The sequence below is a fragment of the Pseudomonas sp. FP2294 genome (genome assembly GCF_030687625.1).
Lineage (GTDB): Bacteria > Pseudomonadota > Gammaproteobacteria > Pseudomonadales > Pseudomonadaceae > Aquipseudomonas > Aquipseudomonas shahriarae.
Genome location: NZ_CP117441.1, coordinates 5,620,224 through 5,637,704 on the forward strand (window position 1 = coordinate 5,620,224; position 17,481 = coordinate 5,637,704).

Consider the following 17,481-nt stretch of genomic DNA (forward strand, 5'->3'; position numbering starts at 1 on the left):
TCTGAGGGCGGCTGGCAGCCCTATCGACGGCGCAATTGCCCACCAGCTGTGGTTAAAGATTTCAGGCAAAAAAAATGGCGCCCCTGGGGGCGCCATTCTTTCGGACCTGAAACGTCGTATTACTTACGTTTCATCGACAGGAAGAACTCGTCGTTGGTCTTGGTGGTTTTCAGCTTGTCGATCAGGAACTCGATGGCTGCCACTTCGTCCATCGGGTGCAGCAGCTTGCGCAGGATCCACATGCGCTGCAGTTCGTCGTCGGCGGTCAGCAACTCTTCGCGGCGGGTGCCGGAGCGGTTGATGTTGATGGCCGGGAACACACGCTTTTCAGCGATGCGACGGTCCAAAGGCAGTTCCATGTTGCCGGTACCCTTGAACTCTTCGTAGATCACTTCGTCCATCTTCGAGCCGGTTTCAACCAGCGCGGTGGCGATAATGGTCAGCGAGCCGCCTTCTTCGATGTTACGCGCGGCGCCGAAGAAACGTTTCGGCTTCTCCAGGGCGTGGGCATCGACACCACCGGTCAATACCTTGCCGGAGCTCGGGATCACGGTGTTGTAGGCACGGGCCAGACGGGTGATGGAGTCGAGCAGGATCACCACGTCCTTCTTGTGTTCGACCAGGCGCTTGGCCTTCTCGATCACCATTTCGGCAACCTGCACGTGGCGGGTTGGCGGTTCATCGAACGTCGAGGCAACCACTTCGCCGCGCACGGTGCGCTGCATTTCGGTGACTTCTTCCGGACGCTCATCGATCAGCAGCACGATCAGGTGAACTTCAGGATTGTTACGCGCGATGTTCGCTGCAATGTTCTGCAGCATGATGGTCTTACCGGCTTTCGGCGGTGCGACGATCAGGCCACGCTGGCCTTTGCCGATCGGGGCGCACAGGTCGATCACACGACCGGTCAGGTCTTCGGTGGAACCGTTACCGGCTTCCATCTTCATGCGCACGGTCGGGAACAGCGGCGTCAGGTTCTCGAAGAGAATCTTGTTCTTCGCGTTCTCAGGACGATCGAAGTTGATCGTGTCGACCTTGAGCAGGGCGAAATAACGCTCGCCTTCCTTTGGAGGACGGATCTTGCCAACGATGGTGTCACCGGTGCGCAAGTTGAAGCGACGGATCTGGCTCGGCGAGACGTAGATATCGTCTGGGCCGGCGAGATAGGACGCGTCTGCAGAGCGAAGGAAGCCGAAGCCGTCCTGGAGAATCTCCAGCACGCCATCACCGGAGATTTCCTCGCCGCTTTTCGCGTGCTTTTTCAGCAGGGAGAAAATCACGTCCTGCTTGCGCGAACGGGCCATATTTTCTATGCCCATTTCTTCGGCCAGTTGGAGCAGGTCGGTAATCGGCTTTTGCTTGAGTTCAGTCAGATTCATATAGGAATGACGTAATCATTTATAGAGGGGGGGAATTAAGCTTTTGGCTTAATGAGGCCGCGCCGCAGAGAAGGCGACAGGATCGCGTACTAATCGAAAGGAATGCGTCGGCGACGGCTTGCAGGGGGCAGTGGAGAAACCAGTGCGGGGCCGAATGTACCACCTGAATTTCAGAGCGTCTAGCCCTGCTTTACGAAAAAGCCCCGCAATTTGCGGGGCTTTTTGACGACGCTTAGATGTTGGCGTCGAGGAATGCAGCCAATTGCGACTTGGACAGTGCGCCGACCTTGGTCGCTTCGACGTTGCCGTTCTTGAACAGCATCAGCGTCGGGATACCACGCACGCCATGCTTGGCCGGGGTTTCCTGGTTCTCGTCGATGTTCAGCTTGGCAATGGTCAGTTTGCCTTCGTAGGTGGTTGCGATGTCGTCCAGGACCGGAGCGATCATTTTGCAAGGACCGCACCACTCAGCCCAGTAGTCAACCAGCACCGGGCCCTGGGCCTGCAGTACTTCGGCCTCAAAGGTCGCGTCGGTGACGTGCTTGATAAGATCGTTGCTCATGGATGTCTCCGGGTTGTAAGCAAAAAAAACGTTGCCCATCATAGCCGCCCTTCCTGCGTTCAGGAAGCCGCTGCTGATTGACTCTTGCTATGGAGCGTCATCATTTTGGATATGGCGGGTTCAAGAGGCCGTCGGAGTCACAAAGGCTATTCCCGTGCGCAACGCAGCGTTACGCACGTGCTCCTGCATAGCTTTGTGCGCCGCCGCGCTGCTGCGCCGGGCCAGGGCCCGGAGGATCTTGCGATGCTCCTGCCAGGTTTCCATCGCCCGTTCCGGTCGGATGAACGGTAGCTTCTGACTTTCCAGAAACACCTCGGCACTGGCGCTGAGGATGCTCATCATCGCCTGATTGCCACTGGCCAACAGGATGCGCTGGTGGAACGCGAAGTCCAGCCGCGCAGCGGCCTCGAAATCCCCGGCCTTGAGTTCCCGGCGCATGGCCTGGACATTGTCTTCGAGCCCATCCAGTTCCTCGGTGGTCAGGGTCATGGCCGCCAGCCCCGCCGCAAAGCCCTCCAGGGCATAACGCAATTGGAAGATATCCAGGGGGCTGGCCTGCGCCGTAAAGGGCCAGGCCACCCCGCTCATGTCGACCGTCGGTGGCGCTTGCACAAACACGCCTTTGCCCGGCTGCACGCTGACCAGCCCAAGCGCACTGAGCGAAGACAAGGCCTCGCGCAACGAGGCCCGACTGACCCCCAACTGCAATGCCAGGTCGCGCTGGGAAGGCAGTGCATCACCTGGCCCGAAGCCCCGTTGCTTGATCAGTTTGCGGATGGCTTGCAAAGCCGCTTCCGGTACGGCTTGGGCGATGGAATTCATAAAAAACTCAAGATTTCGGTCAACAGTGAGGCTAGTTGTAAATCTATTCTCGCTGGCCGGCAAGCCACGCCCCAAAGGGGCTCGCCGGGTTTTGCGGGCGCTCGAAAAGGGTGCGCAATCGCTTCTGACTGTTCAGACCAGTAAGACCGCTATACACCTGTAAAACCCTGCCTTGCAGCCGCTTTGGCGCGGCATGGCATGGGCTGTGCACTGGCAAGACTCAGAAAATCCCTTCGCCCTTTTCGGAGAGTTGCCATGACCAAGCGTTGCAGCGCCCTGCTCACTGCCTTGTTTGCCAGCCTGATGCTCAGCCAGACGCCAGCCCAGGCCAATGGCCTGGACGATATCGTCGCCCGTGGCACCCTCAAGGTCGCGGTGCCTCAGGACTTCCCGCCCTTCGGCTCGGTCGGCCCCGATATGAAGCCGCGCGGCCTGGACATCGACACCGCCAAACTGCTGGCCGAGCAGCTCAAGGTCAAACTGGAACTGACCCCGGTCAACAGCACCAACCGCATCCCGTTCCTGACCACCGGCAAAGTGGACCTGGTGATTTCCAGCCTGGGCAAGAACCCGGATCGCGAGAAGGTCATCGACTTCTCCAAGGCCTACGCGCCGTTCTATCTCGCCGTGTTCGGCCCGCCTGACGCGGCGATTGCGACCCTGGACGATCTCAAGGGCAAGACCATCAGCGTGACCCGCGGTGCCATCGAAGATATCGAGTTGAGCGCCGTCGCACCCAAGGAAGCCACGATCAAGCGCTTCGAGGATAACAACTCGACCATCGCCGCCTACCTCGCCGGCCAGGTGGACCTGATCGCCAGTGGCAACGTGGTGATGGTGGCGATCAGCGAGCGCAACCCCAAGCGGGTACCGGCGTTGAAAGTCAAACTCAAGGATTCGCCGGTATATGTCGGCGTGAACAAAAACGAGCCGGCACTGCTGGAGAAGGTCAACCAGATCCTGGTCGCCGCCAAGGCTGACGGCAGCCTGCAAAAGAACGCGATGCAGTGGCTCAAAGAACCATTGCCTGCCGATCTCTGAAGCGGAGCTGATTGATGGCCTATCAATTCGACTTTGTGCCGGTGCTGGCCAATACCGACCTGTTGTTGCGCGGCGCGCTGTTCACCCTGGAGCTGACAGCCATCGGCGCCCTCCTCGGCGTGGCCCTGGGCATCGTCGGCGCCGTGGTGCGGGCATGGAAAATCCAGCCGTTCTGCTGGCTCTTCGGGGTGTATGTCGAGTTGATTCGCAACACGCCGTTTCTGGTGCAGTTGTTCTTTATCTTCTTCGGCCTGCCTTCACTGGGGGTACAGATTTCCGAATGGCAGGCCGCAGTACTGGCGATGGTGATCAACCTGGGGGCCTATTCCACGGAGATCATCCGCGCCGGGATCCAGGCGATCCCTCGTGGGCAGCTGGAGGCCGCGGCAGCGCTGGCGATGACCCGCTTCGAAGCGTTCCGCCATGTGGTGCTGCTGCCGGCGCTGGGCAAGGTCTGGCCGGCCCTGAGCAGCCAGATCATCATCGTGATGCTCGGCTCGGCGGTGTGCTCGCAGATCGCCACTGAAGAGTTGAGTTTTGCCGCCAACTTTATTCAATCGCGCAATTTCCGCGCCTTTGAAACCTATGCCCTGACCACGCTGGTGTACCTGTGCATGGCGTTGATGATCCGCCAGTTGCTCAATTGGATCGGTCGCCGCTATGTGATGAGGAACAGTCGATGAGTGATTTTTCGTTCTGGGACATCGTGCGCAACCTGCTGACCGGCCTGCAATGGACCCTGCTGCTGTCGCTGGTGGCGTTTGTCGGCGGCGGGCTGATTGGCCTGCTGGTAATGACCCTGCGCATCAGCAAAAAGGCGCTACCGCGCAATATTGCCCGGACCTATATCGAACTGTTCCAGGGCACACCGCTGCTGATGCAACTGTTCCTGGTGTTTTTCGGCATCGCCTTGCTGGGGATTGATATCTCGCCGTGGCTGGCCGCCGCGATTGCCCTGACCCTGTTTACCAGTGCCTACCTGGCCGAGATCTGGCGCGGCTGTGTCGACTCCATCGCCCACGGGCAGTGGGAAGCCTCCGCCAGCCTGGCCCTCAACCCTTATGAGCAACTGCGCTACGTGATATTGCCCCAGGCCCTGCGAATTGCCGTGGCGCCGACGGTGGGGTTCTCGGTGCAGGTGGTCAAGGGCACAGCGGTGACCTCGATCATCGGCTTCACCGAACTGACCAAGACCGGCGGCATGCTCGCCAATGCCACCTTCGAGCCCTTCATGGTCTACGGCCTGGTGGCGCTCGGTTACTTCCTGCTCTGCTACCCCTTGTCCCTCAGTGCCCGCTACCTGGAAAGGAGACTGCATGCCTCTGCTTAGAATATCCGCGCTGCATAAGTATTACGGCGATCACCATGTGCTCAAGGGCATCGACTTGAGTATCGAGGAAGGCCAGGTGGTGGCAATCATCGGCCGCAGCGGCTCGGGAAAATCCACGCTGCTGCGCACCCTCAACGGCCTGGAGTCGATCAATGACGGGGTGATTGAGGTCGACGGCGAATACCTCGACGCGGCCCGCGCCGACCTGCGCAGCCTGCGGCAAAAAGTCGGCATGGTGTTCCAGCAATTCAACCTGTTCCCCCATTTGACCGTGGGTGAAAACGTCATGCTCGCGCCCCAGGTCGTGCAAAAAGTCGCCAAGGCCAAGGCTGCGGAGCTGGCCCGGCAGATGTTGGAACGGGTCGGCCTGGGGGAAAAGTTCGATGCATTCCCCGATCGCCTGTCCGGCGGCCAGCAGCAACGGGTGGCGATCGCCCGCGCGCTGGCGATGTCGCCCAAGGTGTTGCTGTGCGATGAAATCACCTCGGCGCTGGACCCTGAACTGGTCAATGAAGTCCTCAGCGTGGTGCGCCAACTGGCCAAGGACGGCATGACCCTGATCATGGTCACCCATGAAATGCGCTTTGCCCGTGAGGTCGGCGACAAGCTGGTGTTCATGCATCAGGGCAAGGTGCATGAAGTCGGCGACCCGAACGTCCTGTTTGCCCAACCGCGCACGCCCGAATTGGCTAACTTTATAGGCTCGGTGGAACAACCAGGCTGAGGCTTCAGGCGCCGGGTACCCATTCGAAACTGCCCTGCCCCTCGAAGGCCGTTTCGTCACGCACTGCCAGCCCGACCGCTGGCACAAAGGTCTCGATATTCACCAGCGCTGTAAATCGGCGCCCGTGTATCGGGGCGCCGCCTGCCCGTGCGACCAGCGTCTGGCCGGGCAACAACTGTCCGCTTGGCGGCTCTCCCGACACCCGCAACTCCACCGCCTGCCCATCCACCTGAGGATGCTGCAGGCTCAAGGTGAAATAGCCTTGACGGCCGAACCGAAAGCCTTTCGACCCGGCAGACACCCCCGTGAAACGCAGGGCCATGGGTGCCGACTCGGCACAGGCGATGTTCAGTTGCAACGTGCGTTTCCCCAGGGCCAACTGGTCTCCCGCCCGCTCCGCGCTGCGGATCAAACCGTAGTCGACCCGGGGCTGGCTCAAGGACATACGGCATTCACCCGCCAGCGCTTCCCCCGGCATCAGCCCCGCCCACAGCAGCACGCTGCACAGAGCGAGGCCAGGCCCAAGGCGGTTCAGGGATTCACTGCGCACGGCAGACTGCCGAACCTGTTTCGTAGAGTTTGTCGTCATCGGTTTCTGGCTCAGGGTTGAGTTGCAATACACAGGAGGTTGAATCCGGCAGGGAGACGCTCAGGGTTTGCGACTCGTCCAGATTGTTCAGGAACACCATGCCCTCACCCACCACGCTGGTCAGGAAGGCATTGTCCGGGCCGAATACCGAGGCCCCTTGAGGCAAGGGGCGCCCTTGCTCGTCACGCACTTCCAGCAGCAGGCGGCGCACTTTCACCACCTCGAAATCAACGGTATTGAAGGATCCACGACCCGCCGTGAGTGCCTTGGTGCCGTTTTTCAGGTCGACACGCTTGGGCAGGGAGCGGGTCTGCACCTCAACGTTACTGTTGAGGTAGGCCGGCAAACCGGCGATCACCGCCTGCCCGCGATAATCGGTCCAGACCGGGCCCTGGGGGGTCGCGACCTTGACCGCGCCAACATCGCCCACCGAGACGATGCCAAAGGTGTCCTGGACGGCGTAGGGCGAGAACGTCACACCGCGTTCATGGGCCACCACGCCACCCTGCAATTGCCCGGTGTAGCTGGTACTGAAAGAGTCGCGACGCATGCCCAAGCCAACCTGGGTGTAACGCGGTATGGCATTTACCCGGCCTTGAACCGACTGATCACCACTCGCCTGCTCCCGGGAAACACCCACCTCATAATTCACATAGTCGTTCACCCGATCACTGAACGCACTGCCGAACTCCACCTCGCCCCCGCGCCGGCTGGCATAGGAAGTGACACGACGTTCGCCGCCAAATGGCATGGTGACTTGCAACCGCAGCGACAGCCCTGTCTCGAGAGCATCATTGCGCTCGTGGCGGCGGATATTCCGCTCCTTGCGCGGTCGAGCCCCACCCACCCGGGAGTCGGCGATCAACGACACCTGGGTGCCACTGAAGTCTCGGTTCCAGGAGGCAAAGACATGTTCAGCCGATTGCCCGTCAAATTGCGCACTGTGCGAGTAGCTGATGGAGAAGCCACCCAACAGCGGGTCAGCCCAGCTCAGGCCCAGGGTGTATTGGTTCTTGAAGCGCGCGTCCAGGTCGTCGCGGGCGCTCGACAGCCCGGCTTCCGTGACTTCGCGATACCCCCGTGTCTGGCGTGTAGCACTGAGGTTGGCCTCAAGGCTGGCAGACAGCGGGCTACTCAATGAAATGGAGCTGCGAGCGCCGCTGACATTGCCTGAACCATCGCGAGACAGGTTGTGACGCCCGCCCACTGCCAGCCGCTGGAAAAAAACGCTGCTCCATGTTCCGCCCGCAGCCTGGTACTCGTCAGTGCTCAATAGGCCAAAGCCCAGTGAAGAACTGCGCCCAAGGCCCCAGGTACCACTGGCCATCGCCACCACCGGGGGCTCCCGCTCGCCCAGCGTTGCGCCCCGCACCTTGCCCATGGAAAAGAAGTAGCCCGGCACCACCGGCACACTCGCGCCAAAGGACGCCGCAGGTACCCTGAAGCTGTGCCCACCGCCACGGGTGCCAATCACGTTCACCTCCAGGTCGCTGGTGCCATTGAGTAACGGCAGGTCAGTCAGGGAAAAAGGGCCTTCCGGTACCAGGGTGGTATGGATCAACACCCCTGACTGGCGCACCTCCACCCTGGACGGGCTGCGAGCCAGCCCTTCGACCACCACCGCGCTGCCGCCGGCCGCGCGCGACTGCCCATCTGGGAACAGTTGCAGGCCGGAGAGCTGCAGCCCGCCGAACACCGGGTTGTTGCTGGAGATCTGACCCACCTGGAAGGTCGAGCGCAGGCCCGCGAAATCGCGCTGGGCGTAGGCGTTCACATGCTCGCTGCTGGCCTTGCCATTATCGGAGATATAAAACTGGCGACTGCGCACAATCCAGTTGCCCAGGTTGAACCCCGCCTCGGTATAGGCGGAGACGGAGCGGGAAGAGCCACTGTTGAAACGATCCTCAAAACCCTGCACGTCGTAATTGAACAAGGCCGCCATGCCACCCTGGGAAGCATTGCCCCCGCCCCATTCAAACTCGCGCATCGACTGGGTGGGCACCACCAGGGAGACTTCATCGCTGCCAGGGCTCAGCCGCACAAGGGTCGCCGGGTACTCACCGACAAAATCATGGCACGCCTGATCGCGCGCGATGCCCTGCCGAGTGACGGTCGCCGGGACGCGCAGCCCGGCCTTTTCCAGCAGGCCGGGGGTGAAACACAGCTGCCCTTCATAGTCGAAACGCGCTTCCACCAAGCCCAGTGGGTTGCCGTTGACCCTCAACCCGACCACATGGACGCCCTCGCGAAAGCGCGCCGCACTGCGAAAATAATGGGCAACCTTCGGGTCAATACCGTTCGCAGAGAGAACGGCAAGATCAAACCCCTCTCCCAGCTCCAAGGCATGGGCAGGCCCGCTGCACAGTGAGGCCAGCCCGATGACAATGCCCGAGCCATACGCCAGGGAGCCCGGGGCCCGGAAGAACGATGCGGACTGATTGAAACAACCGGCTTTATCGACAGTTCTCATAGCTCGATCAACCCGCCTCGACAACAACGGGAGCCTGGTAGACGGAGGTCGAATAGCCGTAGACCGTCGCCGGTTGAATCTCAACGGCATTGACCCCTGCGACATTGCCCTCGACCGTGGTCCAAAGCGTTTCGCCAGGCAGCACATAGGTGCGCGACAGTATTGCCGGGCGCTTGGCCGGCAGCAGCTGCACCTGTAAACCCAAGCGGACAACGTAGGCACTGTCGTTCTGCACGGCCAGGCGATTGCCTTGCAGGGTCCACTTGAGCAACTTCCAGGGATCTTCAAGCCGCGGCAAACCCTGGGGGTGCAGGATCAGCGGCAGGTCCTGGCGAATGGTGATACCAATGGTCGCACGCCCTTCGGCCCTGGCCTGGGGAATCCCTTCAAAAGTGACCCGCTTCAAGCGTTGAGTCTTGAGTGGTTCCTTGAGGGTTGCGATAAAGCGCACTAGTTGTGTTTCGCCAGGTTCCACGCGCGCAATTGGCGGCGTAACAATCAATAATGGTTCCGGATCTTCAGCAAGATTTTGAATGACCGAATGTAATAAAGCCGGACCGGCATCGGTATTCTTGACATTAATAGTCGCTTCGCCATTTTCTTCATAAAGAATTACAACAGATGTTTCAGGCTCCATACCGTCAGCCAGTACGTTGCCATGTAGTAGCAGAGAAAGACTTACGCCCCCTAGCAGGGCAGCAACTGTATTGAAAAGAAAACTCATCAAGTTCTACCCACACACAATTTAAGAGACCGTCAATACACCCAGGACTGTAAGCAGCCCGCACGCAGTCGCAACAGCCAGTTACGACTGCAGTGCGGATTTACTACCTGTTTAGATACGAGTAACGACTAAGGTGGCAAGGCCGTTCAAAGGAACATCCTTGCTCAGGTCCAGGGCGCTGCCCCGGTTGATGACGGCCTTGACGTTGATCGTGCCGCTGACAACGTTGACCAGTGCTGGAACCGGGCTGGTGGTGCGGCTCCAGGAGTGCTGGTACGGGAACTTGTCGACCCGGCCATCGGCGCTATACATCCAGGCTGCGACAGAGCTGGTCCTTTTGAGCGGTAGCAGGCTGGCACCGGCGCTGGACAGGTTCGAAAGCCTGACCGAATAGCCACCGGTACGCCGGCCATCCACCGCACCCAGGCCAAAGTTCTGGGATTCAGCGAAGCCGGTTCCCAGGATACCCGCAACGGTGCTGGCCGCCTGCGTGTCAGATACCGACAGCGCCATCTGCGTAGCCGCGGTGCCGCAGTTCACGGACAGCGGCAGGGTTTTCTCCTGCAAGGGGTTGAAAGCATTTGGCAAGATAGAAGCTGCACTGATCTGACCATAATCAATGACGCCGCTGCTGATACTGACCGTGCAGGGCGCTGGCTTGATAGTACCAATGACCCTCAAGTTCCCCGAACCACTTGTATCGGCGTGTGCAACCACGCTTGCGGCCAAACAGACAACACCCATTACCAAACCAGATATTTTTTTCATGCTGAACCTGTCACTAGAAGTTATCAGGTGCCTTTATTCCTACCCGGGCAATTGCATTGCCCAACATCCCGCCATCCGTGACAAATGAGCTGTAAATAAATAACACCAAGGCAGAATTGCCGAGTGACAGTCTCTCCCGCATGCACCCCACTAAAGAATAAGACAATACCCTGATTACTGTCAGAACAATAAAAAACAATCGTCGCCTTAACCCAACTCAAGAGTAGTACCAAACAAATAACCAATGGGTATAACTGATCTTAAGATGTAGGTTAAATCAAGAGAAGTTTCCAAATTTTGAAATTCTACTGTTTCCCATAGATCCTACGGAATAATTACAAGGAACCAATGGAGCCCCCCTACATTCCCTACAAACCTGTGTCCCGAACCTCCGTAGGAGAACTCCTCTGCGCACTACGCGTTGGCGTCAGCGTTTGATCGTGGCACGATGGCGAGGTTATCGACCGAGATCCCCTACCCATGCCGCAATCCCAAGCCAAGAATCTGTCCCTGATCGCCGCCATCGACCTGGGCTCCAACAGCTTTCACATGGTCGTGGCCAAGGCCCAGAACGGTGAGATCCGCATCCTTGAGCGGCTCGGCGAAAAGGTACAACTGGCTGCCGGAATCGACGACGAGCGCAAGCTCAACGAAGAATCCATGCAGCGCGGGCTCGATTGCCTCAAGCGTTTTGCCCAACTGATCAACGGCATGCCCCAGGGCGCCGTGCGCATCGTCGGCACCAACGCGTTGCGCGAAGCGCGTAACCGCGGCGAATTCATCCGCCGTGCCGAGGAGATCCTCGGGCACCCGGTAGAAGTGATTTCCGGCCGTGAAGAAGCACGCCTGATCTACCTCGGCGTCTCCCACACCCTGGCCGATACCCCCGGTAAGCGCCTGGTGGCCGACATTGGCGGCGGCAGCACCGAGTTCATCATCGGCCAGCGCTTCGAGCCGTTGCTGCGCGAAAGCCTGCAAATGGGCTGCGTCAGCTACACCCAGCGCTATTTCAAGGACGGCAAGATCACCCCGGCCCGCTACGCCCAGGCGTACACGGCGGCGCGGCTGGAGATCATGAGCATCGAACACGCCCTGCACCGCCTGACCTGGGATGAAGCCATCGGCTCATCCGGCACTATCCGCGCCATCGGCCTGGCCCTGAAGGCCGGCGGCCATGGCACCGGTGAGGTGAATGCCGAAGGCCTGGCCTGGCTCAAGCGCAAACTGTTCAAGCTCGGGGATGCCGAAAAAATCGACTTCGACGGCATCAAGCCCGACCGCCGGACCATCTTCCCTGCAGGCCTGGCAATCCTCGAAGCCATCTTCGACGCCCTCGAACTGCAACGCATGGACCATTGCGATGGCGCCCTGCGTGAAGGCGTGCTCTACGACCTGCTGGGTCGCCATCACCACGAAGACGTGCGCGAACGCACCCTGGGCTCGCTGATGGAGCGTTACCACGTCGACCTGGAACAGGCGGCGCGGGTCGAGCGCAAAGCGTTGCATGCCTTCGACCAGGTCGCTGCAGATTGGGAACTGGAAGACGGGGTCTGGCGTGAACTGCTGGGCTGGGCCGCCAAGGTCCATGAAGTAGGGCTGGATATCGCCCACTACCATTACCACAAACACGGCGCGTACCTGATCGAGCACTCCGACCTGGCAGGGTTTTCCCGCGAGGACCAGCAGATGCTGGCGCTGCTGGTGCGCGGCCATCGCCGTAACATCCCCAGGGACAAGTTCGCCGAGTTCGGCGCCGAGGGCATCAAGCTGATTCGCCTGTGTGCCCTGCTGCGCTTTGCGATCCTGTTCCACCACATTCGCGGCACTCAGCAGATGCCGCAAGTCACCCTGCGCGCCAACGGCGACAGCCTGGATGTGGTGTTCCCTAAAGGCTGGCTGGATGAGAACCAACTGACCCAGGCGGATTTCGCCCAGGAAGCCGAGTGGCTGACGCGAGTGGGCTTCAGCCTGAATGTGCACTAACCCCTAGACGCTCTCGGACGACACCGGCGCCCCCGGCAGGAACGCCGGCTCACGGATAGCCTGCGTGGCCTGTTCATAACCATAGGCGACCGCGAGCAGTGTGGCTTCACTGTTGCCCGTACCGTAAAAGTGCAGCGCGGTCGGCATACCCTCATCATCCATGCCCGAGGGCACCGAGATGCCGGGGTAACCGGCGGCGGCGGCAAAGTAGTAACTGTCGGCGCGAAAGTTCGACACGATGGCATCGAGGCGGTGTTCGCTCAGCGGCTTGTCGAGGGTGCCTTTGAAAATCGGCAGAACGGCCGCCCACAGTTGCTCGCGCTGCTCATCCGTCACGTCCAGGCTGTTGATGTGCTCCAGCAACGCCTGGTCCGGTTCCCCGGCTTGCTTGTCGCGCTCGTTGAAGGCAATCAGTTCAGCCAGCGACTTCACTGGCAGCCCTTCCCGGGCGGCCAGGTAGCTGTCCAGGTTTTGCTTGATCCCGGCCAGCAGCGCGTCACTGTATTGATCGTAAGCCTCACGTGAGACACCCGCGTCCAGCCTGCCTATCGGCACCATGACTGCCCCCTTGGCCCCGAGCATCGCGATCGCGTCTTCGAAGTGCTTCCGGTCCGCACGCAGGGCCGGGGCCCTGGCGTCTTCAGGCGACAGCACCGGCAGCGGCGTGTAGCCAATGCGCTTGCCCTGCAAGGCATCCGGTGTGAGCCCGGCGGTGTAGGCCGTTGTTTCGGTCATGGCATTGAGCGCTTCGCCAGCATCGCGCACGTTGCGCGTAAAGGTGCCCACCGCGTCCAGTTTTGAACTGGTCATCACCCCTTCGGTACTCACCAGCCCGGCTGTGGTTTTCAAACCGACCACGCCGTTGTAGGCCGCCGGGGCAATCACCGAGCCATTGGTCTCGATGCCCAATGCCAGCGGCACAAGCCCCTGGGCGACCGCCACCGCCGATCCCGAACTGGACCCTGCCACCTGCCCTCCCAGCCGATGGGGGTTAAGCGTTTGCCCACCACGGGAGCTCCAGCCATCCACCGGCACGCTGGAGCGGAAGTTGGACAGTTCGCTCATATTGGTCTTGCCCACGATCACGGCCCCGGCCTTGAGCAAGTTATCCACAACCTTGGCGTTTTTGCTCGTCGGTGAGCCGACCAGCGCACGGGAACCGGCACTGGTGTGCATTTTCCCACTGGTTTCGAAGACATCTTTCAGGGCAATCGGCACGCCGTGCAAAAAACCGCGCACGGTACCGCTGGCTCGCTCCCGGTCACGCGCCCGAGCCTGTTCACGCGCATCGGGGTTAACCTGCACAAAGGCATTGCCGCCCTGCAGACCCTGATCGATGTTGGCAATACTTTTTAATGAGTCCCGCACCAGGGACTCTGAAGTGGCTACCGCCCCAGCCATATCGGACGACATGGCCTGTGCACTGCGGTAGCCCTCCGGCGGCAAGGCCAGCGCCTCGAATAGCCCCGCGGTTGCGAACCCGATACCTATGCCTGATCCCACCATCGAAAACTCCTTAACTGCCCTGTACAGGCTATCGTCTGATAGCCCAAGGTCAGTCTAGGAACGGGAGCATGGGATCCCCAACCTGGGAAATCTGACGGTCCTGTCCGATTTCCCAGTGAGGGATGTAGGTCTAGTCGATATCAGCGAACCGCCAGCAACGGGCTGCCCAACCGCTCCAGCAACGTGGCCTGGGCACTGCGCGGGTTCTGGTTGCCCGTCGGGGTGTTGCGCACGTAGCGCCCATCGGACTGCAGGCTCCAGCTGTGGGTGTTATCGGTCAGATAACTCTCCAACTCTTTCTTGACCCGCATGATCAGCTTCTTGCCTTCCACCGGGAAGCAGGTCTCCACACGCTTGTCGAGGTTGCGCTCCATCCAGTCGGCGCTGGAGAGGAACATCTGCTCTTCACCGCCATTGAGGAAGTAGAACACCCGCGTGTGCTCCAGGAAGCGGCCGATGATCGAACGCACGTGGATATTGTGGGACACCCCGGCAATGCCCGGGCGCAGGCAGCACATGCCACGCACCACCAGGTCGATACGCACGCCGGACTGGCTGGCCTTGTACAGCGCGCGGATGATCTTCGGATCGGTCAGCGAGTTGAACTTGGCGATGATGTGCGCCGGCTTGCCGTCGAGGGCGAACTGGGTCTCGCGGGCAATCATGTCGAGCATGCCCTTCTTCAGGGTGAACGGCGCATGCAGCAGCTTTTTCATGCGCAGCGTCTTGCCCATGCCGATCAACTGGCTGAACAGTTTGCCGACGTCTTCGCACAGCGCGTCGTCGGAAGTCAGCAAGCTGTAGTCGGTGTAGAGCTTGGCGTTGCCGGCGTGATAGTTACCGGTGCCCAGGTGCGCGTAACGCACGATCTCACCGGCCTCGCGGCGCAGGATCAGCATCATCTTGGCGTGGGTCTTGAAGCCCACCACGCCGTAGATCACTACTGCACCGGCCGCTTGCAGGCGGCTGGCCAGTTGCAGGTTGGACTCTTCGTCGAACCGCGCACGCAGCTCGATCACCACCGTGACTTCCTTGCCGTTACGCGCGGCGTCCACCAGCGCATCGACGATTTCCGAGTTGGCACCGCTGCGGTAGAGGGTCTGGCGCACGGCCAGGACATGGGGGTCCTTGGCGGCCTGGCGCAACAGATCGACCACCGGGGTGAACGACTCGAACGGGTGCAGCAGCAGAATGTCTTGCTTGCTGACCACGCTGAAGATGTTTTCGCTGTTTTGCAGCAGTTTCGGAATCTGCGGGGTGAACGGCGTGTATTGCAGCTCCGGATGGCTGTCCAGGCTGGTGATGCTGAACAGGCGCGTCAGGTTCACCGGGCCGTTGACCTGGTACAGCTCGGTCTCGGCCAGGTTGAATTGCTTGAGCAGGTAGTCCGACAAATGTTTGGGGCAGGTATCCGCCACTTCCAGGCGCACCGCGTCACCGTAGCGCCGCGAGAACAGCTCGCCACGCAGGGCGCGGGCCAGGTCTTCGACGTCTTCGGTGTCTACCGCCAGGTCAGCGTTTCGGGTCAGGCGGAACTGGTAGCAACCCTTGACCTTCATGCCCTGGAACAGGTCATCGGCGTGGGCGTGGATCATCGACGAAAGGAATACATAGTTATCGCCAGCCCCCCCGACCTCTTCCGGTACCTTGATGATGCGTGGCAACAGGCGCGGTGCGGGGATGATCGCCAGGCCCGAATCACGGCCGAAGGCATCGATCCCTTCGAGCTCGACGATAAAGTTCAGGCTCTTGTTCACCAGCAGCGGGAACGGGTGCGTCGGGTCCAGGCCAATCGGGGTGATGATCGGCGCGATCTCGTCACGGAAATAGCGACGGACCCAGGTCTTGAGCTTGACGGTCCAGTTGCGGCGACGGATGAAGCGCACTTGGTGCTTTTCCAGCTCCGGCAGCAGGATGTCGTTGAGGATGGCGTATTGGCGATCCACATGGCCATGCACCAGCTCGCTGATGCGCGCCAGGGCCTGGTGCGGCTGCAGGCCGTCGGCGCCGGCCTGTTCACGGGCAAAGGTGATCTGTTTCTTGAGGCCGGCGACACGAATCTCGAAGAACTCGTCCAGGTTGCTGGAGAAGATCAGCAGGAACTTCAAACGCTCCAGCAACGGGTAGGACTCATCCAGCGCCTGTTCCAACACGCGGATATTGAATTGCAGTTGCGACAGCTCGCGATGGATGTACAGGCTGCTGTCATCCAGGTTCGGAATCACGATAGGCGGTGCCGCCACCACCGGCTCCGCGACCACGGCAGGCTGCTCAGGCGCAAGCTCCGGCGGGGTTTCGGCGACCTGTTCAACTACCGGGTGCGCATCTTTTACGGCAACTTCTGTGAGTCCTTCGGTATTCATCGAGTGTTCCTGTGAGGGCTATTGTTGCTCTCTAAGCAATTGGGCGGCACGGGCGGCAAAGTAAGTCAGGATGCCATCGGCACCCGCACGTTTAAAGGCGGTAAGGGATTCCAGGATGACGCCTTCACTCAACCAGCCATTTTGAATCGCAGCCATGTGCATGGCGTATTCACCACTGACCTGATAGACAAAGGTCGGCACCTTGAATTCCTCCTTGACCCGATAAAGGATGTCCAGGTACGGCATACCGGGCTTGACCATCACCATATCAGCGCCTTCAGCCAGGTCCGCCGCCACTTCGTGCAGGGCTTCGTGGCTATTGGCCGGGTCCATCTGGTACGAGGCCTTGTTGGCCTTGCCCAGGTTCAACGCCGAGCCGACCGCATCGCGGAACGGGCCGTAGTAGGCGCTGGCGTACTTGGCTGAATAGGCCATGATCCGCACATTGACGTGCCCGGCCAGTTCCAACGCCTCGCGGATCGCCTGGATCCGGCCGTCCATCATGTCTGACGGGGCCACCACCTGGGCGCCTGCAGCGGCATGGGACAGCGCCTGCTTGACCAGTGCGTCGACGGTGATGTCGTTCTGCACATAGCCTTCTTCATCCAGGATGCCATCCTGCCCGTGGGTGGTAAACGGGTCCAGCGCCACGTCGGTAATCACCCCAAGCTCCGGGAAACGCTCGCGCAGGGCGCGGGTCGCACGCTGGGCAATGCCTTCGGGGTTCCAGGCCTCGGCGGCGTCCAGGGACTTGAGCCCGGCGGGTGTGACCGGGAACAGCGCCAGCGCCGGGATCCCCAGTTCAACCCACTGCGCCGCCTCTTGCAGCAGCAGATCAATGGTCAAACGCTCGACACCCGGCATCGACGCCACCGCTTCCCGACGATTTTCACCGTCGAGCACAAACACCGGCAGGATCAGATCATTCACCGTCAGGACGTTTTCACGCACCAGACGACGGGAAAAATCATCACGACGGTTGCGGCGCAGGCGGGTAGCGGGAAACAGGCGTTGGGCGGGGGTAAAGCTCACGGCAGACTCCTGAGCCCGACTTGACGGGCGAGCGTGACAGTTATAAGCGGCCATTATGACGAAGGAATGACAGTTGTGCTTACTCATACGACCGGCATGTGACCTGTAGTCGCATTCATGCTTTCCGTAGGAAATGTTCACTTCGTGACACATCTCGATACTTTCATGAATGTTCACGAAGGCGTAGG

The 17,481-nt window shown here is 60.4% G+C and carries 15 protein-coding genes; 5 read left to right on the forward strand and 10 right to left on the reverse strand.

The window, feature by feature from the left end; translation table 11 throughout:
- Window positions 1-119 precede the first annotated feature (119 nt).
- The 3 genes from rho to PSH73_RS25445 all read right to left on the reverse strand — a co-directional run bounded on the left by rho (window position 120) and on the right by PSH73_RS25445 (window position 2,763).
- A complete protein-coding gene (rho, locus tag PSH73_RS25435) occupies window positions 120-1,379 on the reverse strand; it encodes a transcription termination factor Rho (protein WP_003176825.1) in 1,260 nt (419 codons plus the stop codon).
- Window positions 1,380-1,611: 232 nt separating this feature from the next.
- Window positions 1,612-1,941, reverse strand: coding sequence for a thioredoxin TrxA (gene trxA, locus PSH73_RS25440; RefSeq protein ID WP_029289563.1), 330 nt, complete (start codon window positions 1,939-1,941; stop codon window positions 1,612-1,614).
- Window positions 1,942-2,061: 120 nt separating this feature from the next.
- Complete coding sequence (locus PSH73_RS25445; protein WP_057960949.1) at window positions 2,062-2,763, reverse strand: FadR/GntR family transcriptional regulator; 702 nt, start codon at window positions 2,761-2,763, stop codon at window positions 2,062-2,064.
- A gap of 255 nt (window positions 2,764-3,018) precedes the next feature.
- Between PSH73_RS25445 and PSH73_RS25450 the strand changes: the two genes are divergently transcribed.
- The 4 genes from PSH73_RS25450 to PSH73_RS25465 are packed head-to-tail and all read left to right on the forward strand — an operon-like array spanning window position 3,019 to window position 5,858.
- The gene (locus PSH73_RS25450; RefSeq protein ID WP_057960950.1) at window positions 3,019-3,804 is read left to right on the forward strand and encodes a transporter substrate-binding domain-containing protein; all 786 of its coding nucleotides are present in this window, start codon (window positions 3,019-3,021) and stop codon (window positions 3,802-3,804) included.
- A gap of 14 nt (window positions 3,805-3,818) precedes the next feature.
- Window positions 3,819-4,487 (forward strand): amino acid ABC transporter permease, encoded by a 669-nt coding sequence (locus PSH73_RS25455; RefSeq protein ID WP_057960951.1) that lies wholly within the window; start codon window positions 3,819-3,821, stop codon window positions 4,485-4,487.
- The gene (locus PSH73_RS25460; protein WP_057960952.1) at window positions 4,484-5,134 is read left to right on the forward strand and encodes an amino acid ABC transporter permease; all 651 of its coding nucleotides are present in this window, start codon (window positions 4,484-4,486) and stop codon (window positions 5,132-5,134) included. Before PSH73_RS25455 ends, PSH73_RS25460 begins: the two co-directional genes overlap by 4 nt.
- Window positions 5,121-5,858, forward strand: a complete 738-nt coding sequence (locus PSH73_RS25465) for an amino acid ABC transporter ATP-binding protein (RefSeq protein ID WP_057440457.1) — start codon at window positions 5,121-5,123, stop codon at window positions 5,856-5,858. Before PSH73_RS25460 ends, PSH73_RS25465 begins: the two co-directional genes overlap by 14 nt.
- Before the next feature lie 4 nt (window positions 5,859-5,862).
- Here PSH73_RS25465 and PSH73_RS25470 read toward each other — a convergent pair whose 3' ends face one another.
- The 4 genes from PSH73_RS25470 to PSH73_RS25485 form a co-directional block, all read right to left on the reverse strand.
- Window positions 5,863-6,408, reverse strand: coding sequence for a hypothetical protein (locus PSH73_RS25470; RefSeq protein ID WP_271043703.1), 546 nt, complete (start codon window positions 6,406-6,408; stop codon window positions 5,863-5,865).
- On the reverse strand, window positions 6,398-8,917 hold the full coding sequence (locus PSH73_RS25475) for a fimbria/pilus outer membrane usher protein (protein WP_305461594.1): 2,520 nt from the start codon (window positions 8,915-8,917) through the stop codon (window positions 6,398-6,400). The genes PSH73_RS25470 and PSH73_RS25475 overlap by 11 nt, the downstream gene beginning before the upstream one ends.
- A gap of 7 nt (window positions 8,918-8,924) precedes the next feature.
- Window positions 8,925-9,641, reverse strand: a complete 717-nt coding sequence (locus PSH73_RS25480; RefSeq protein WP_115129253.1) for a fimbria/pilus chaperone family protein — start codon at window positions 9,639-9,641, stop codon at window positions 8,925-8,927.
- 111 nt (window positions 9,642-9,752) lie between these two features.
- A complete protein-coding gene (locus PSH73_RS25485) occupies window positions 9,753-10,409 on the reverse strand; it encodes a DUF1120 domain-containing protein (RefSeq protein WP_057440460.1) in 657 nt (218 codons plus the stop codon).
- A gap of 480 nt (window positions 10,410-10,889) precedes the next feature.
- Between PSH73_RS25485 and ppx the strand changes: the two genes are divergently transcribed.
- Window positions 10,890-12,392 carry an exopolyphosphatase gene (gene ppx, locus PSH73_RS25490; RefSeq protein ID WP_170044539.1) on the forward strand — a complete coding sequence of 501 codons (1,503 nt, stop codon included), beginning with the start codon at window positions 10,890-10,892 and terminating at the stop codon, window positions 12,390-12,392.
- A 3-nt stretch (window positions 12,393-12,395) separates the two neighbouring features.
- On the opposite strand, the gene PSH73_RS25495 is transcribed toward ppx, so the two are convergent.
- The 3 genes from PSH73_RS25495 to hemB all read right to left on the reverse strand — a co-directional run bounded on the left by PSH73_RS25495 (window position 12,396) and on the right by hemB (window position 17,293).
- A complete protein-coding gene (locus PSH73_RS25495; RefSeq protein ID WP_305461597.1) occupies window positions 12,396-13,898 on the reverse strand; it encodes an amidase family protein in 1,503 nt (500 codons plus the stop codon).
- 140 nt (window positions 13,899-14,038) lie between these two features.
- Window positions 14,039-16,261: a polyphosphate kinase 1 gene (gene ppk1 / locus PSH73_RS25500; protein ID WP_057960957.1), complete on the reverse strand. Its 2,223-nt coding sequence runs from the start codon at window positions 16,259-16,261 to the stop codon at window positions 14,039-14,041.
- 18 nt (window positions 16,262-16,279) lie between these two features.
- Window positions 16,280-17,293, reverse strand: coding sequence for a porphobilinogen synthase (gene hemB, locus PSH73_RS25505; protein ID WP_057960958.1), 1,014 nt, complete (start codon window positions 17,291-17,293; stop codon window positions 16,280-16,282).
- Between the last annotated feature and the right edge of the window lie 188 nt (window positions 17,294-17,481).

Coding starts and splice junctions, on each gene's coding strand:
- PSH73_RS25480 (WP_115129253.1), bottom strand. CDS start 9,641: ATGAGTTTTCTTTTCAATACAGTTGCTGCCCTGCTAGGGGGCGTAAGT.
- rho (WP_003176825.1), bottom strand. CDS start 1,379: ATGAATCTGACTGAACTCAAGCAAAAGCCGATTACCGACCTGCTCCAA.
- PSH73_RS25445 (WP_057960949.1), bottom strand. CDS start 2,763: ATGAATTCCATCGCCCAAGCCGTACCGGAAGCGGCTTTGCAAGCCATC.
- PSH73_RS25455 (WP_057960951.1), top strand. CDS start 3,819: ATGGCCTATCAATTCGACTTTGTGCCGGTGCTGGCCAATACCGACCTG.
- ppk1 (WP_057960957.1), bottom strand. CDS start 16,261: ATGAATACCGAAGGACTCACAGAAGTTGCCGTAAAAGATGCGCACCCG.
- trxA (WP_029289563.1), bottom strand. CDS start 1,941: ATGAGCAACGATCTTATCAAGCACGTCACCGACGCGACCTTTGAGGCC.
- PSH73_RS25495 (WP_305461597.1), bottom strand. CDS start 13,898: ATGGTGGGATCAGGCATAGGTATCGGGTTCGCAACCGCGGGGCTATTC.
- ppx (WP_170044539.1), top strand. CDS start 10,890: ATGCCGCAATCCCAAGCCAAGAATCTGTCCCTGATCGCCGCCATCGAC.
- PSH73_RS25450 (WP_057960950.1), top strand. CDS start 3,019: ATGACCAAGCGTTGCAGCGCCCTGCTCACTGCCTTGTTTGCCAGCCTG.
- PSH73_RS25465 (WP_057440457.1), top strand. CDS start 5,121: ATGCCTCTGCTTAGAATATCCGCGCTGCATAAGTATTACGGCGATCAC.
- PSH73_RS25460 (WP_057960952.1), top strand. CDS start 4,484: ATGAGTGATTTTTCGTTCTGGGACATCGTGCGCAACCTGCTGACCGGC.
- PSH73_RS25475 (WP_305461594.1), bottom strand. CDS start 8,917: ATGAGAACTGTCGATAAAGCCGGTTGTTTCAATCAGTCCGCATCGTTC.
- PSH73_RS25485 (WP_057440460.1), bottom strand. CDS start 10,409: ATGAAAAAAATATCTGGTTTGGTAATGGGTGTTGTCTGTTTGGCCGCA.